A 16,751-nucleotide genomic window follows, 5' to 3' on the forward strand; every position below is an offset into this window, starting at 1 on the left:
AATTTATCAATAATAATGACATTACTGTATATAAATTGTTCTACAGATGTTGACCTTGTGCATATGCACCATTACACTCATCACTGCTTTAAGCAACTATTAAAATAATCAATTAGGGGGTTACCCCCAATATCAACTCAAATGGCAAGGAAAATGGATATGGACTCAATTGCAAAGAGACCTAGAACTAGGCTTTCTCCAATTAAGCGTAAGCAACAGTTAATGGAAATCGCATTGGAAGTATTTGCGCGCCGCGGCATCGGTCGTGGTGGTCACGCAGATATCGCAGAAATTGCTCAAGTTTCTGTAGCGACTGTTTTTAACTACTTCCCTACACGCGAAGACTTGGTGGATGAAGTTCTCAATCACGTCGTACGTCAGTTCTCAAACTTCCTATCGGATAACATAGACCTAGACTTACATGCACGTGAAAACATCGCCAATATTACGAATGCGATGATCGAGCTTGTCAGCCAAGACTGTCACTGGCTAAAAGTATGGTTCGAGTGGAGTGCTTCAACACGTGACGAAGTATGGCCATTGTTTGTTTCAACTAACCGTACTAACCAGTTGCTGGTACAAAACATGTTCATTAAAGCAATTGAACGCGGTGAGGTGTGTGACCAGCACGATTCAGAACACTTGGCAAACCTGTTCCACGGTATTTGTTACTCACTGTTTGTCCAAGCGAACCGCGCTAAAGGTGAAGCGGAGCTGAAACACCTAGTGAATTCATACTTAGATATGCTTTGCATTTACAACCGTGAACACTAAAGCTTAGCTCGTAATATATGTCAGCCCACCGTTTGGTGGGCTTTTTATTGTCTGCTGTCAGCTAAGCACACATTTATATTTCTATATAACAAGCATAAAAAAACCGCTGCAATGCAGCGGCTTCTATCATTCAGTCAGAAAAAGCTTACTTCTTCTTAACTGCTTTTTTGTTTGGCAGGTCAGTGATTGAACCTTCAAATACTTCAGCAGCTAGACCTACAGACTCGTGTAGAGTTGGGTGAGCGTGGATAGTCAGAGCGATATCTTCTGCATCACAGCCCATCTCAATTGCAAGGCCGATTTCACCAAGTAGTTCACCACCGTTAGTACCAACGATAGCACCACCGATTACGCGGTGAGTTTCTTTGTCGAAGATTAGCTTAGTCATACCGTCTGCACAGTCAGATGCGATTGCACGACCTGATGCTGCCCATGGGAATGTTGCTACTTCGTACTTGATGCCTTCTTCTTTCGCTTCTTTTTCAGTCTTACCAACCCAAGCCACTTCTGGCTCAGTGTACGCAATTGAAGGGATAACTTTAGGGTCGAAGTAGTGCTTCTTACCAGAGATAACTTCAGCAGCTACGTGACCTTCATGCACACCTTTGTGAGCAAGCATTGGTTGACCAACGATATCACCGATCGCGAAGATGTGAGGAACGTTAGTACGCATTTGCTTATCAACGTTGATGAAGCCGCGCTCGTCAATTTCTAGACCCGCTTTTTCACCGTCGATTAGCTTACCATTTGGTACACGACCGATAGCAACTAGAACCGCATCGTAACGCTCAGCTTCAGCTGGCGCTTTCTTGCCTTCCATTGAAACGTAGATACCGTCTTCTTTTGCTTCAACTGCTGTTACTTTCGTTTCTAGCATTAGCTTGAACTTGTCTTTGATACGCTTAGTAAATACTTTCACGATATCTTTGTCTGCTGCAGGAATTACCTGGTCAAACATTTCAACAACTTCAACTTTAGAACCTAGAGAGTGGTAAACCGTACCCATTTCTAGACCGATGATACCACCGCCCATGATAAGCAGTTTTTCTGGCACTTCTTTTAGTTCAAGAGCGTCAGTAGAGTCCCAAATACGTGGGTCTTCATGCGGGATAAATGGCAGTTTGATTGGACGAGAACCAGCCGCAACGATTGCGTTGTCAAAGTTAACAACTGTTGGCTCACCTTCGCCTTCTACAAGGATAGAGTTAGGGCCAGTGAACTTACCGTAACCGTTAACTACTGTTACGTTACGCATCTTAGCCATACCGCTTAGGCCGCCAGTTAGTTGGTTAACAACTTTTTCTTTCCAGATGCGGATTTTGCTGATGTCTGTTTGAGGCTCACCGAACACAACGCCGTGGTCAGCCATCGCTTTCGCTTCTTCAATTACTTTAGAAACGTGAAGCAGTGCTTTAGATGGGATACAACCCACGTTCAGACATACACCGCCAAGCGTGCTGTAACGTTCAACTAGTACAGTTTCAAGACCTAAGTCCGCACAACGGAATGCAGCGGAGTAACCAGCAGGACCAGAACCAAGTACAACAACTTGGGCTTTAATTTCTTTGCTCATTTTGACCTCTTGTAGTCATTATCCCTAACAGGCTGAGTGGGTATCGATTTTTTATGTTTAAGAGAGATTTGTTTTAAACAGTTATTTTCAGACCGCTAACAGTTTACAGAGATGTTAATGGTGTGAAAAGTAAATCAATTTAGCCTGTGAGCTAGACAACAATTCGATTGTGAAAACCCTGAACGAAGCAAGGCTGATAACCAAATTGTCGGTAATTATGATTAGCAGAGGCGGCTAAGTTGCCGCCTCTCATTCATCTAATTTCTATTACAGAACTAGACGACGAATGTCAGATAGACATGAGTTTAGGTAAGTGATGAAGCGCGCACCTTCAGCACCATCGATCACACGGTGGTCGTATGATAGAGACAGTGGAAGTTGTAGACGCGGTTCGAACTCTTTACCGTTCCATACCGGTTTCATTTCTGACTTAGACACACCTAGGATACCAACTTCTGGTGCGTTTACGATTGGAGTAAACGCCGTACCGCCGATACCGCCTAGGCTAGAGATAGTGAAACAGCCACCTTGCATGTCAGCCGCAGTTAGCTTACCTGCACGTGCTTTCTTAGAAACCGCCATTAGCTCTTCAGATAGCTCGTAGATGCCTTTCTTGTTCACGTCTTTAAATACAGGAACAACTAGACCGTTTGGTGTATCTACCGCGATACCAACATTCACGTATTTCTTCAGGATTAGGCTCTCACCGTCTTCTGATAGAGAAGAGTTGAACGCTGGGAACGCTTCAAGCGCTTTAGCTACCGCTTTCATGATGAACACAAGTGGTGTGATCTTCATTCCAGTGTCTTTCTTCGCTTCAATCGCGTTTTGCTCTTTACGGAATGCTTCAAGAGCCGTGATGTCTGCGTTATCCCACTGTGTAACGTGCGGGATCATTACCCAGTTACGGTGTAGGTTTGCGCCAGAGATCTTCTTAATGCGAGATAGCGGTTGAACTTCTGTCTCACCAAACTTGCTGAAGTCCACTTTTGGCCATGGTAGTAGACCAAGAGCCGCGCCGTCGCCTTTGCCAGATGCTGCTGCACCTGCGCCAGACTCAAGACGCTTAAGTGCATCTTTCACGTAAGCTTGAACGTCTTCTTTTAGGATACGGCTCTTACGACCAGAACCTTTAACCTTAGAAAGATTAACGCCAAATTCACGCGCTAGACGACGAACAACTGGAGACGCGTGAGCGTACTCATCGTTTTCTTTGAAATCGCCAGTCGCTGCTGGAGCTGCTGCCGCTGGAGCTTCTGCTTTAGGAGCTGGAGCTGCAGGTGCTGCCGCTTGAGCTGGAGCTGCTGCAGGAGCAGGTGCTGCGCCCGCCACTTCGAATACCATGATTAGTGAGCCAGTAGACACTTTGTCGCCAGCTGCAATCTTGATTTCTTTAACTGTGCCAGCGAATGGTGCAGGAACTTCCATAGAAGCTTTGTCACCTTCAACAGTGATTAGAGATTGCTCTTCTTCCACTGTGTCGCCAACCGCAACCATGATCTCAGTAACTTCAACTTCGTCGCCGCCGATATCTGGTACGTTCACTTCTTTTGCCGCAGACGCTGCTGGAGCTGCTGCCGCAGGAGCTTCAGCTGCCGCTGGTGCAGCTGGAGCGCCTGAACCTGCGGTTTCGAATACCATGATAAGTGAGCCAGTCGATACTTTATCGCCTGCTGCAACTTTGATCTCTTTTAGAGTACCTGCGAATGGCGCTGGAACTTCCATAGAAGCTTTGTCGCCTTCAACAGTTAGAAGAGATTGCTCTTCTTCGATGCTGTCGCCAACGGCAACCATGATTTCGGTAACTTCTACTTCATCACCACCGATGTCTGGTACGTGAACTTCTTTTAGTTCTGCCGCTGCTGCTGGAGCTGGAGCTGCTGCTGGAGCTGCTTCTGCCGCAGGAGCAGGTGCAGCGTCAGCTGCACCCTCGGCTTCGAAAATCATGATTAGAGAACCAGTAGAAACCTTGTCGCCTTCTGCAACTTTGATTTCTTTAACGATACCCGCTTGAGAAGCAGGAACTTCCATAGAAGCTTTATCGCCTTCAACTGTGATCAGAGACTGCTCTTCTTCAACCTTGTCGCCAACGCTTACAAGAATCTCAGTAACTTCAACCTCATCCGCACCGATGTCTGGTACATTAATTTCGATTGCCATTTCTTATCTACCTTCTTAATTAAGCGTATAGCGGGTTTGTTTTCTCTGTGTCGATGTCGAATTTCTTAATTGCTTCTGCAACTACAGATTTCTCAACTTCGCCACGTTTCGCTAGTTCAGTTAGCGCTGCTACTACTACGTAACCTGCGTTCACTTCGAAGTGACGACGTAGGTTTTCACGGCTGTCTGAACGACCGAAGCCATCAGTACCAAGAACTTTGAAAGACTCAGCAGGAATGTATGCACGAACCTGCTCTGCGTAGTTCTTCATGTAGTCAGTTGCTGCGATAGCAGGTTCAGTACCCATTACTGTTTGGATGTAAGGTACTTTCGCTTCCGCTTCTGGGTGAAGCATGTTGAAACGCTCTGCATCTTGGCCATCGCGAGTTAGTTCGTTGAATGACGTTACCGAGTAAACATCAGAAGCAACACCGTAATCTTCGCTTAGGATTTGAGCTGCTTTACGTACTTCATTCATGATAGTACCAGAGCTCATTAGCTGAACTTTCGCTTTGTCGCCCGTGTAAGTTTCTAGCTTGTAGATACCTTTACGGATGCCTTCTTCAGCGCCTTCTGGCATTGCTGGCATTGCGTAGTTTTCGTTCATTAGCGTTAGGTAGTAGAACACGTTTTCTTGTTCTGGACCGTACATGCGACGGATACCGTCTTGCATGATTACTGCTACTTCGTACGCGAATGTTGGGTCGTAAGAAATACAGTTAGGAACCGTACCCGCCAAAATGTGCGAGTGGCCGTCTTCGTGCTGTAGACCTTCACCGTTCAACGTTGTACGACCCGCAGTTGCACCTAGTAGGAAACCACGTGCTTGTTGGTCACCAGCCATCCACGCCATGTCGCCAACACGTTGGAAGCCGAACATTGAGTAGTAGATGTAGAACGGGATCATTGGTAGGTCGTTTGTCGAGTATGAAGTCGCAGCAGCAACCCATGAAGACATAGCACCTAGCTCGTTGATACCTTCTTGTAGAACCTGACCTGAAGTCGCTTCTTTGTAGTAAGAAACAACGCCACGGTCTTCTGGTGTGTATGTTTGGCCGTGCGGGTTGTAGATACCGATTTGACGGAACAGACCTTCCATACCGAATGTACGTGCTTCGTCAGCAATGATAGGAACGATGTTCTTACCAATGTTCTTGTTCTTAAGTAGAACGTTTAGTGCACGTACGAATGCCATAGTAGAAGAGATATCACGCTTCTGTTCTTCTAGTAGTGGCTTGAATTCTTCTAGCTCAGGAACGATGAATTCTTGAGTGAATTTTGGTAGACGCTGTGGCGTGTAGCCGTGTAGCGCTTTACGACGAGCGTGTAGGTATTCGTACTCTTTTGAACCTTCTTCAAGTTTCAGGTACGGAAGTTCTTTCACTGCTTCGTCAGTTAGGATGTCTTGAAGACCTAGACGATCACGTAGGTGTAGTACGTGAGTCATGTCCATCTTCTTAACTTGGTGCGCGATGTTCTTACCTTCAGCCGCTTCACCCATGCCGTAACCTTTAACAGTCTTAGCTAGGATTACTGTTGGACGACCTTTAGTTTCTGCCGCGTTTTTGTATGCCGCGTATAGCTTAGAAGACTCGTGACCACCACGCTTAAGTGCGAAGATTTCGTCATCAGTCATGTCAGCAACAAGTGCAGCTGTCTCTGGGTACTTACCAAAGAAGTGCTCACGTACGTACGCGCCATCTTTTGATTTGAATGTTTGGTAGTCGCCGTCGATCGTTTCATTCATAAGCTGTAGAAGCTTACCAGTCGTATCTTTAGCTAGTAGTGAATCCCAGTTGTTACCCCAGATTACTTTCACTACGTTCCAACCAGCACCTTTGAACAGACCTTCAAGTTCTTGAATGATCTTACCGTTACCCATTACAGGGCCATCTAGACGCTGTAGGTTACAGTTGATTAGGAAGCATAGGTTGTCTAGTTTCTCACGCGCAGCGAAAGAGATAGCACCACGTGATTCTGGCTCATCCATCTCACCGTCACCTAGGAACGCGTAAACGCGCTGCTCTGAAGTGTCTTTTAGACCACGGCCTTCTAGGTACTTAAGGAAACGAGCTTGGTAGATAGAAGCGATTGGACCTAGGCCCATCGATACTGTCGGGAATTGCCAGAATTCAGGCATCAGTTTAGGGTGCGGGTATGAAGGAATACCTTTGCCGTCTACTTCTTGACGGAAGTTGTCTAGCTGCTCTTCAGTTAGACGACCTTCAACGAATGCACGTGAGTAGATACCTGGTGAAATGTGACCTTGGTAGTAAACTAGGTCGCCACCGTCCTTCTCGTTTGGCGCACGGAAGAAGTGGTTGAAACATGTCTCGTAGAACGCAGCAGAAGACTGGAAAGACGCCATGTGGCCGCCTAGCTCTAGGTCTTTCTTAGATGCACGTAGAACGATCATGATAGCGTTCCAACGAATAATTGAGCGAATACGACGCTCAAGTGTTGTGTCACCTGGGTATGCTGGTTCTTGGTCTGCAGGAATCGTGTTGATGTAGTTAGTTGTGATACCTGTTGGCATATCAACACCGTCTAGACGTGCTTTATCTAGAACTTGCTCTAATAGGAATTGAGCACGCTCTAGACCTTCTTCACGTACAACTGACTCAAGCGCTTGTAGCCATTCTTGAGTTTCCAGTGCATCTACGTCATGCTTCATATCAGACATGGCGATCTATCCTTCTGTTGGTTGGATCTACTTATTTAAGTAACGCTCTTACGAGTCATTACCCTGCTGAATTCGACGTAGAGAACGCTCTCGTCGAGACTCTTCTCGAGTCAAATCCAACAATGTTTCTTCGATGTAAGCCAAGTGCGAGTGGGACATTTCTCGCGCCTTTTCAGGCTGACCAGAAACAATCGCATCCACGATATTGGCTCGGTGTTTACTGACTTTCTCGACCGCTTCTGGGCGGCGACGTAGTAATTTAAAATTTTGTAGAATATTTTGCTCAAGCAAAGGTGCTAAGCTTCGAACAATGTGCAACAAAACCACGTTGTGCGCGGCTTCTGTCAAAGCGATCAAAAATTGCATTACTTCCGCAGATTCAGCTTCGATATCGTTGTTTGCTTGCTCTTGGCTAATGCGCTCAAGGCAACCTTGAATACGCGCAAAATCTTCTTCGGTACCACGTAAAGCTGCAAAGTAGGCTGAAATTCCTTCCATCGCATGACGAGACTCAAGCACATCAAGCTGGGTTTCAGAATGACTAGACAACAAATTCAACAAGGGATCTGAAAAGCTCTTCCAGATATTCTCACTTACGAATGTTCCGCCACCTTGGCGACGAGTCAACAAACGCTTCGCTTCCAAGCGTTGAATGGCTTCTCGGACTGAAGGACGAGACACATCGAACTGTTTTGCCAGTTCACGCTCTGGAGGCAGTTGTTGCCCCGGAGACAATGTTCCTTCCACTATCAACCTTTCTAACTCTTGTTCTATAACATCAGAGAGTTTTGGCTGACGAATCCTTTGATAAGCCATAATTTATTGTTCTTCTACTCTTGCAGGTAATTGGTAATACCAATTTTAAGTTGGTGCAGAAATTAACATAATTAAAACGCCACTGTCCAGCCGAAAATTGACCTAAATCATAGAACGAGCTTACTTCCAACACTCTGATAACAATCGACTGTTAAAACAGCAATAGAATTGGTATGACCAATTACATAAAGCATACAAATGGGAAGTCGACGTGCTAGCAGTTTTGGAAAAGAAATACAGAAAATGACAAAATTATCAGTCTATTTATTCACCAAAACGGCATATGCGAGCGTAAAAATGTAGTTAACTTTTAACAATCATTAATATTTCTGGTATCAAAAAAAGGCATACCTGATCGTATGCCTTATTTATTTCGCTTTTTTGAATTTACACTTTCGCTACAAATCAACGCTGTATAAGCAGTCTATATTTCACCCAATCAAAGCTTAGACCAGGATCGCTTTTTCTCAAGGGCGCAATATATTGATGACCGGTAATTCGTGGCGGGGTGATTTGAGGATAAGACTGCATAATCACCTCAGTGATCTCTGCAAGTGATTGATATTGCGCTTCTGTGTAGGCAGTAAATTCTGTCCCTTCAAGCTCGATACCAATGGAATAGTCATTACAACGCTCCCTGCCTGCGAAACTGGATTGACCGGCATGCCATGCTCTATCAAGAAAAGAAACAAATTGAACAACCTCGCCGTTTCTTTTAATCAAGCAATGTGCAGAAACGCCCATTTTGTGAATGACTTCAAAAAATGGATGTTCATTTGGGTCTAGCTTGCCAGTGAAGAAGTCCTCTATATATGGTCCACCAAACTGCCCAGGAGGCAAACTGATATTGTGTACCACCAGCAGAGAGATGTCGTTTATATCAGAGCGGGCATCAAAAAATGGTGACGGAACATGCTTTGCTTGTGTCAGCCAGCCATTCTCGATAATTGGGCGCATATCAACCTCTCTACTTTGCAAATTAACTGCTGAAATTATTGACACCGGAGAGTATCATTCGTTGCCATCTCCCTTTCAAGACAAGATTTGCGATGAAGAACACACACAACATTCAAGAACGCCTAGAATACCTTAAACAACAACTCCCTTTAGAGATCACTCGCTCTGTCGCTGATACCTTAAAAGAAGATCTAGGTGGCAGTGTCGACGCAGATAATGACATTACTGCATCTTTGATCCCTGCCGATGCGGTCAATACCGCAACGATTATTACTCGTGAGCATGGTGTGTTCTGTGGTCAAGCATGGGCTGATGAAGTTTTTAAACAGCTCGGTGGCAAGGTCAGCATTGAATGGCACGTAAAGGACGGCGATAAAGTCGAGCCTAACCAAACCCTTTGCACGCTGACAGGCCCTGCTCGTGACTTGTTGACTGGTGAGCGTAACGCAATGAATTTCATCCAAACGTTGTCTGGCTGCGCAACAGTTACCGCAGAGTACGCTGAAAAAATCGCGCATACTGAGTGTCGTCTACTAGACACACGCAAAACCATTCCTGGTCTGCGTAGCGCACTAAAATACGCCGTGACGTGTGGTGGTGGCTTTAACCATCGCATCGGCGTGTTCGACGCTTACCTCATTAAAGAAAACCACATTATTGCTTGTGGTGGCATCACTCAAGCCATCCAAAAAGCGAAAGAGCTTAACCCAGGCAAACCGGTAGAAGTAGAAACGGAAAGCTTAGAAGAGTTGAAACAAGCGATAGAGGCTGGTGCCGACATCATCATGCTCGATAACTTCACAAAAGAAATGATGCGTGAAGCCGTAGCGATTAACGCAGGTCGTGCCGCTTTAGAGAACTCCGGCAACATTACACTAGAGACTATCGCAGAATACGCAGAAACCGGTGTCGATTACATTTCGGTAGGCGCGTTGACTAAGCATTTAAAAGCGATGGATCTTTCGATGCGCTTCAAATAATAAAAGCAACACAATCTCAATTACTTCAACTAACTCAGTGAGTTGTGAGTAACTCATCATTTAAAAGGGCCAATTGGCCCTTTCTTTTTATCCACTCAAAAAATAGTACTACTCGCAAAACTCTGCATGCTATATGCAACTTTTCACCAAAGAGTTTTATCTCACTCGAGAGCCCATCTCTTCCCCATTTTCAACTCGCCTTAACTCTCCATAATCTTTCGCTAATGCAAGAGCATTATTAATTAAGGGTTAAAAATGAAAAACAGTAAACAAAAAAAACAACAGGGTTTCACCCTGATTGAATTAATGATTGTGGTTGGGATTATTGGAATTCTAAGCGCTTTGGCAGTACCTGCATATAAGAGCTATGTAATAAAAACAGAAGCTAACGCAGGGGTGAGTATTCCGAGAGCTCTTCTCACCAATATTGATATGTATATTCAAGAAGAAGGCTCATTTCCTGAGGACGCCCAAGCGGCTGATTTTGGTGCCGCTACAGATATGAGTGCGATGGGTACGCTGGCGTTTGTTAAGGATGGTGATATACAAACTGAGGGCACAACGACGTTTACTTACGGTGCTGAAGCTACTTTGAACGGGCAAGTTGTTACGTATACAAGAACAGGTGCAGGGTGGAAGTGTGAGCATGATATACCGGTAACTATGCTAGCTGATGATTTAAAGGGCTGTGAACGAAATGTTGGAACACCTTAAGTCTAGGTATTATGTCTAGAAACCTCTCAACCGTTCTTCGCCAAGCAGGAATACTGACCTTTTCCCAAGAAGAATCGTTGCTTGAGCAAGTCAAAGCTTCTGGCATTTCGATGCCGGAAGCTTTACTCAGTTCTGAATTATTGACATCAAGCGAACTCGCTGATCACTTAAGTTCTCTCTTTAGTTTAAATCAACCCGAGTTATCTCAGTACGATTACGCTTCGCTTTGTCAGCAACTTGGTCTTAGGGAATTAATCACACGGCATAACGCACTCCCACTCCACCGTACGCCTTCAACTTTATTATTAGCGGTTGCCGACCCCACGAATCAACAAGCTGAAGATGATTTCCGCTTTGCCACTGGGTTACAGGTTGAACTGGTCTTGGCGAATTTTCGTCAACTCAGCGCTGCGATTCGACGCTTGTATGGCCGCGCACTTGGGCAGGAAAAGTCTGGGCTAAAAGAGATCAACCAAGAAGAATTAGCCAACCTGGTTGATGTGGGCGCAGATGAAATCGACAACATTGAAGACTTGAGCCAAGACGAGTCGCCCGTCAGCCGTTACATAAACCAAATTCTGCTGGACGCTGTGTGCAAAGGCGCATCCGATATCCACTTTGAGCCTTATGAAAAGATGTACCGCGTGCGCCTGCGCTGTGATGGCATCTTAATTGAAACACAGCAGCCACCAAGCCACTTGAGTCGCCGCTTATCCGCTCGTATCAAAATCCTCTCTAAGCTTGATATTGCAGAGCGACGTTTACCACAAGATGGGCGTATTAAGCTCAAGTTGAATCAAGACACCGCAATTGATATGCGTGTATCCACGCTACCGACTCTATTCGGAGAGAAAATTGTACTACGACTGCTCGACAGCAGCTCTGCGTCATTGGATATCGACAAGCTTGGTTATAGCGAACAACAAAAACAATTGTACTTGGATGCGCTGCGTCGCCCACAAGGCATGATTCTGATGACAGGCCCAACCGGGAGCGGAAAAACCGTTTCTCTGTACACTGGGCTGAGTATCCTCAATAAGCCAGAAATCAACATTTCCACGGCAGAAGACCCAGTAGAAATTAACTTATCGGGCATTAACCAAGTTCAAGTTCAGCCTAAGATTGGTTTTGGTTTTGCCGAAGCCCTGCGCTCTTTCTTACGTCAAGACCCGGATGTGGTAATGGTCGGTGAGATTCGTGACTTAGACACCGCCGAAATCGCTATAAAAGCATCGCAAACCGGTCACTTAGTACTTTCAACCTTACATACCAATTCTGCGGCTGAAACGGTTATTCGTTTATCAAACATGGGCGTAGAAAGCTTTAACTTGGCCTCATCTCTTAATTTGATTATTGCCCAGCGCTTGGCCCGTAAACTGTGCTCGCACTGTAAACAATCACAAGAGCTTACCGTTCAGCTACAACATCTTGGAATTCAAGCAGGCGACAACATTTTTAAAGCCAATCCCGATGGATGTAATGAGTGTACCCATGGTTATTCCGGCCGAACGGGGATTTATGAAGTGATGCGCTTTGATGAATTTCTTTCCGAAGCGCTTATTAAAGGCGCCTCAGTACATGAACTAGAAAAACTCGCCATCGCAAATGGTATGAGCACGTTACAAATGTCGGGCATAGAAAAACTCAAACAAGGGATCACAAGTTTTAGTGAACTACAGCGCGTACTTTATTTTTAATCCTTTAATCAGCAGTCACCTCTATGAAAAGCACTACACCACAACTTAAAAACTTCCGCTGGAAAGGCATCAACAGTTCAGGCAAAAAGACATCTGGGCAAACCCTCGCGATGACAGAAATTGAAGTACGCGAGCGTCTAGACGCACAGCACATCAAGATCAAGAAGTTAAAGAAAAGCAGTATTTCGTTTCTCACTAAACTCAGCCATCGCGTGAAAGGCAGAGACATCACGGTGTTTACCCGTCAGATTTCGACGATGTTGATAACCGGTGTGCCCTTGGTTCAGGCTTTAAAATTGGTATCAGAGAATCACAAAAAAGCAGAGATGAAATCCATTTTGATGAGCGTGACACGCGCCGTTGAAGCAGGGACGCCCATGTCAAAAGCCATGCGCACTGCAAGTGAACACTTTGACCCACTCTATACCGATCTTATCGCCACAGGTGAGCAATCCGGTAACTTAGCAGAAGTGTTCGAGCGCTTAGCCACCTACCGAGAAAAAAATGAACAACTCCGTGCGAAAGTGATCAAAGCACTGATCTACCCAGCCATGGTAGTGCTAGTAGCGTTAGGCGTGTCGTTTATCATGCTCACCAAAGTCATTCCCGAGTTTGAAAAAATGTTTGTTGGTTTTGGTGCTGACTTACCGTGGTTTACCAGGCAAGTATTAGATCTTTCCGCCTGGACACAAAACTGGAGTCCGTTTATCGCACTAGGCTCCATGAGTTTATTCATTTCGGCGAGAATCCTCTCTAAGCGTTTAGATTCTTTTCGCTTAATGCTCAACCGCTCTGTGCTTAAATTTCCTGTCCTGGGCCCTGTATTATCAAAAGCCGCTATCGCCAAATTTAGTCGAACACTCGCCACAAGCTTTACAGCGGGTATTCCAATTCTAACCAGTTTAAAAACCACATCAAAAACCTCAGGAAACTTACACTATCAACTCGCCATAGAAGAAGTTTACCGTGATACCGCCGCAGGTATGCCAATGTATGTAGCCATGCGCAACTGTAATGTGTTCCCTGAATTGGTGTTACAAATGGTTATGATCGGTGAAGAGTCTGGTCGACTTGACGACATGCTCAATAAAGTTGCAACGATCTACGAGTTTGAAGTCGACAACACCGTCGACAACCTTAGTAAAATTCTAGAGCCATTAATTATCGTTTTTTTAGGTATCGTTGTTGGCGGATTAGTGACAGCAATGTACTTGCCAATCTTTAACTTAATGAGTGTATTGGGCTAGAATGAGCTGTTAACGCCTTTAAAACAGCATCTTGCTGATTTCACTCATCGCTCAAGAGACAAATATGGAAGTATTCCAGTACTACCCTTGGCTATTCGTTGTGTTTGCCACCATCTTCGGTCTTATCGTGGGTAGCTTCCTCAATGTGGTTATTTATCGACTACCTAAAATCATGGAACTAGAATGGCGACGCGAATGTGCCGAGTCATTTCCTGAATACAAAATAGAACCTCCTAAAGAAGTGCTGACCTTGAGCGTCCCACGCTCCTCCTGCCAGAAATGCGCAACACCGATACGTATTCGCGACAACATTCCTGTGATTAGCTGGCTGCTTTTAAAAGGCAAATGTCACAACTGTCAGGCAACCATTAGTGCACGCTATCCACTGATTGAACTGCTCACCGCGTTCTGTTCAGGCTTTATAGCTTATTACTTTGGTTTTAGTTACTTTACCGTTGCCCTACTCTTTTTTACTTTTATCTTAATCGCCGCAACATTTATCGATCTCGATACTATGTTGTTACCTGACCAATTAACATTACCATTAACTTGGGCTGGCATTGCCTTAGCATTAGTCGAAATAAGTCCTGTTACTCTACAAGATTCTGTCATTGGTGCTATTGCTGGTTACCTATGTCTCTGGTCCGTTTACTGGGGCTTTAAGTTACTTACCGGTAAAGAAGGAATGGGGTATGGTGATTTTAAACTACTAGCGGCACTAGGAGCTTGGCTAGGTTGGCAGTCACTGCCGATGATCATTCTACTTTCTTCTGTGGTTGGCATCGTATTTGGCATCATTCAACTACGCTTGCAAAAGCAGGGAATTGAAAAAGCTTTCCCTTTCGGTCCTTACTTAGCAATTGCTGGTTGGATAAGCTTAATTTGGGGCGACCAGATTTTAAACTGGTACTTTACTTCAGTTCTAGGAGTGTAAATGGCTTTGGTTATTGGTTTAACAGGTGGTATCGCTAGTGGAAAAACAACCGTCGCGAATCTGTTCAAACAACAATTTAAAATCGATATCGTCGATGCCGACATTGTAGCAAGAGAAGTTGTCGAGCCAGGTACTCCCGGCCTAAACGCGATTATTGAACATTTTGGTCACGATATCGTTCGTGAAGACCAAACTTTAGATCGCGCAAAGCTGAGAGAAAAAATCTTTTCGAATTCAGATGAAAAAGCATGGCTCAACGCACTGTTGCACCCGATAATTCGTGAAAAGATGATCGAAGATTTGCAGCAAGTCACTTCAGAGTATGCGTTACTTGTGGTGCCGTTGCTCGTAGAAAACAAGCTAGATAGTTTGTGTGATCGCGTTCTTGTCGTCGATGTAGAACCGAATACACAGATATCTCGCACGATGAAACGAGACAATGTGAGTGAAGATCAAGTTCGCGCCATCCTTGCCTCTCAAGCATCAAGAGAGCAAAGGCTCGCGCTTGCAGACGATGTGGTTAAGAATAATCCAAGTGACCCTGATCTTTTGCTTCAAATCACAGATTTGCACGAAAAGTACCTAGCCATGTGTAAGAAAAATCTGCGAAAATAGGAACGAAACTCACAAAGGCTTATGTCGATGACCACGCACAAATTTGAACATCCGTTAAATGAGAAAACTCGTATTTATCTAAGAGTGGAGTCTCTGCTGCGTCAGGCTCACTTGGCCTCTGGGTTTAGCGAAAATCATCAGTATCAACTGTTTTTCCGTGCGTTATTCGATATGGTTGAGATCTTCGAACAAATCCAACTGAAAAGTGAACTGGCTAAAGATCTTGAGAAGCAGCGGCTGTCGTACCGCCATTGGCTCAATGTTGATGGCGTCGATCAAGACGCATTAAATACCCTACTACAAGAGATAGATGTCGTTCATAGCCAACTAATGGGTGCTGAACGTTTTGGCCAAGCATTAAAAGAAGATCGCTTCCTAAGCTCTATCCGTCAACGCTTTAATCTACCGGGTGGTTCATGCTGTTTTGATCTGCCAGCATTACACTACTGGCTTCATCTACCTATTGAACGTAAAAAGCGTGATGCACAACAGTGGCAAGCAAGCTTAAAGCCCTTATCTGATGCGCTTTCGTTATGGTTAAAGCTCACTAGAGAAACCGGACATTTCAAAGCTCAAATCGGTCGTGCAGGTTTCTTCCAAAGCGACGCTGATGAAGCCAACATTCTAAGACTTCACATCCCAATGGAATATGGCGTTTATCCTATGATTTCAGGTCATAAAAATCGCTTTGCGATCAAGTTTATGTCGTTTGAAAACGGTCAAGCGTGCACACAAGATATTGAATTTGAACTTGCTGTGTGCAGCTAAGACGACACTTAGCCTCGCCTCCATAATCTAAAATTCAACGCTTTATTGCGCTTATATTGGATAAAATTTCGTAGCAGCAATAGCGCGTTGATTAAGCCATCTTTAATTCGTTTAGGTATACTACCCTTTAACACCAATTAGTAATGGGACGCTCAACTATGTCTAAAGTTACCATCGTTCAATGTCCACAATGTGGCGCCGACGTAGAATGGGGAGAACAAAGTCCTCATCGCCCTTTCTGCAGTAAACAATGCCAAATGATTGATTTTGGTGAATGGGCAGATGAAGAAAACACCATCCCAGGCGCACCCGATATGTCCGATAGTGATGGCTGGTCTGAAGACCAGTATTAAATTGAGACCTAGGGTAAAGGAATACCCTAGGTTCCTTCTTGGGGAACCTGAATCACGCTCCGTCGTCGCTGTCCAGAATGACGAATTTGAACCTCGGTGCTATATAATCTTTGACCATCATTTTCCGTCATTCCGAGGAGCCATAGCGACATCAGGAATCTACTCACAGTAAGGATGAAGCTAACAACTTAAACACTTGCATGCTCGACTAGTAGATTCTGAATCACGCTCCTTCGTCGCTGTCCAGAATGACGAATTTTAACCACGGTACTCTATAATCTTTGACCATCATTTCCTGTCACTCCGAGGAGCCATAGCGGTATCAGGAATCTACTCATAGCAAGGATGAAGCTAACAACTTAAACACTTACATTCTCAACTAGTAGATTCTGAATCACGCTCCTTCGTCGCTATCCAGAATGACGAATTTTAACCACAGTACCCAGTAATATTTGATCATCATTTCCCGTCATTCCGAGG

The 16,751-nt window shown here is 44.8% G+C and carries 14 protein-coding genes; 9 read left to right on the forward strand and 5 right to left on the reverse strand.

Annotated features, from left to right (window positions below):
* Positions 1-159: 159 nt before the first annotated feature.
* Positions 160-774 carry a transcriptional regulator OpaR gene (gene opaR / locus R7Q47_RS10290; RefSeq protein ID WP_005379994.1) on the forward strand — a complete coding sequence of 205 codons (615 nt, stop codon included), beginning with the start codon at positions 160-162 and terminating at the stop codon, positions 772-774.
* 145 nt (positions 775-919) lie between these two features.
* Here the strand turns inward: opaR and lpdA are convergent, their stop codons facing one another.
* The 5 genes from lpdA to ampD all read right to left on the reverse strand — a co-directional run bounded on the left by lpdA (position 920) and on the right by ampD (position 8,963).
* Positions 920-2,347 (reverse strand): dihydrolipoyl dehydrogenase, encoded by a 1,428-nt coding sequence (gene lpdA / locus R7Q47_RS10295; protein ID WP_005379993.1) that lies wholly within the window; start codon positions 2,345-2,347, stop codon positions 920-922.
* A gap of 267 nt (positions 2,348-2,614) precedes the next feature.
* Complete coding sequence (gene aceF, locus R7Q47_RS10300; protein ID WP_005396678.1) at positions 2,615-4,507, reverse strand: pyruvate dehydrogenase complex dihydrolipoyllysine-residue acetyltransferase; 1,893 nt, start codon at positions 4,505-4,507, stop codon at positions 2,615-2,617.
* Between the two features lie 19 nt (positions 4,508-4,526).
* A complete protein-coding gene (gene aceE, locus R7Q47_RS10305) occupies positions 4,527-7,190 on the reverse strand; it encodes a pyruvate dehydrogenase (acetyl-transferring), homodimeric type (RefSeq protein ID WP_005386612.1) in 2,664 nt (887 codons plus the stop codon).
* 48 nt (positions 7,191-7,238) lie between these two features.
* Complete coding sequence (gene pdhR, locus R7Q47_RS10310; protein ID WP_005379989.1) at positions 7,239-8,006, reverse strand: pyruvate dehydrogenase complex transcriptional repressor PdhR; 768 nt, start codon at positions 8,004-8,006, stop codon at positions 7,239-7,241.
* Between the two features lie 405 nt (positions 8,007-8,411).
* Complete coding sequence (gene ampD, locus R7Q47_RS10315) at positions 8,412-8,963, reverse strand: 1,6-anhydro-N-acetylmuramyl-L-alanine amidase AmpD (protein ID WP_042521337.1); 552 nt, start codon at positions 8,961-8,963, stop codon at positions 8,412-8,414.
* Positions 8,964-9,055: 92 nt separating this feature from the next.
* Here ampD and nadC point away from each other — a divergent pair, with 92 nt between their 5' ends.
* The 8 genes from nadC (at position 9,056) to yacG (ending at position 16,271) form a co-directional block, all read left to right on the forward strand.
* A complete protein-coding gene (nadC, locus tag R7Q47_RS10320) occupies positions 9,056-9,943 on the forward strand; it encodes a carboxylating nicotinate-nucleotide diphosphorylase (RefSeq protein WP_005379983.1) in 888 nt (295 codons plus the stop codon).
* Between the two features lie 255 nt (positions 9,944-10,198).
* On the forward strand, positions 10,199-10,657 hold the full coding sequence (locus tag R7Q47_RS10325) for a prepilin-type N-terminal cleavage/methylation domain-containing protein (RefSeq protein ID WP_154205051.1): 459 nt from the start codon (positions 10,199-10,201) through the stop codon (positions 10,655-10,657).
* An 11-nt stretch (positions 10,658-10,668) separates the two neighbouring features.
* On the forward strand, positions 10,669-12,354 hold the full coding sequence (gene pilB / locus R7Q47_RS10330) for a type IV-A pilus assembly ATPase PilB (protein WP_248486980.1): 1,686 nt from the start codon (positions 10,669-10,671) through the stop codon (positions 12,352-12,354).
* Positions 12,355-12,377: 23 nt separating this feature from the next.
* Positions 12,378-13,601: a type II secretion system F family protein gene (locus R7Q47_RS10335; protein WP_213886707.1), complete on the forward strand. Its 1,224-nt coding sequence runs from the start codon at positions 12,378-12,380 to the stop codon at positions 13,599-13,601.
* A 64-nt stretch (positions 13,602-13,665) separates the two neighbouring features.
* The gene (locus R7Q47_RS10340) at positions 13,666-14,535 is read left to right on the forward strand and encodes a prepilin peptidase (RefSeq protein ID WP_017635919.1); all 870 of its coding nucleotides are present in this window, start codon (positions 13,666-13,668) and stop codon (positions 14,533-14,535) included.
* Positions 14,536-15,150, forward strand: a complete 615-nt coding sequence (gene coaE / locus R7Q47_RS10345) for a dephospho-CoA kinase (RefSeq protein ID WP_017635920.1) — start codon at positions 14,536-14,538, stop codon at positions 15,148-15,150.
* Between the two features lie 27 nt (positions 15,151-15,177).
* The gene (gene zapD / locus R7Q47_RS10350; protein ID WP_005373086.1) at positions 15,178-15,918 is read left to right on the forward strand and encodes a cell division protein ZapD; all 741 of its coding nucleotides are present in this window, start codon (positions 15,178-15,180) and stop codon (positions 15,916-15,918) included.
* A 158-nt stretch (positions 15,919-16,076) separates the two neighbouring features.
* Complete coding sequence (gene yacG / locus R7Q47_RS10355; RefSeq protein ID WP_017635922.1) at positions 16,077-16,271, forward strand: DNA gyrase inhibitor YacG; 195 nt, start codon at positions 16,077-16,079, stop codon at positions 16,269-16,271.
* The last annotated feature ends 480 nt before the right edge of the window (positions 16,272-16,751 follow it).

It is taken from the genome of Vibrio sp. Vb0349 (assembly GCF_033338975.1).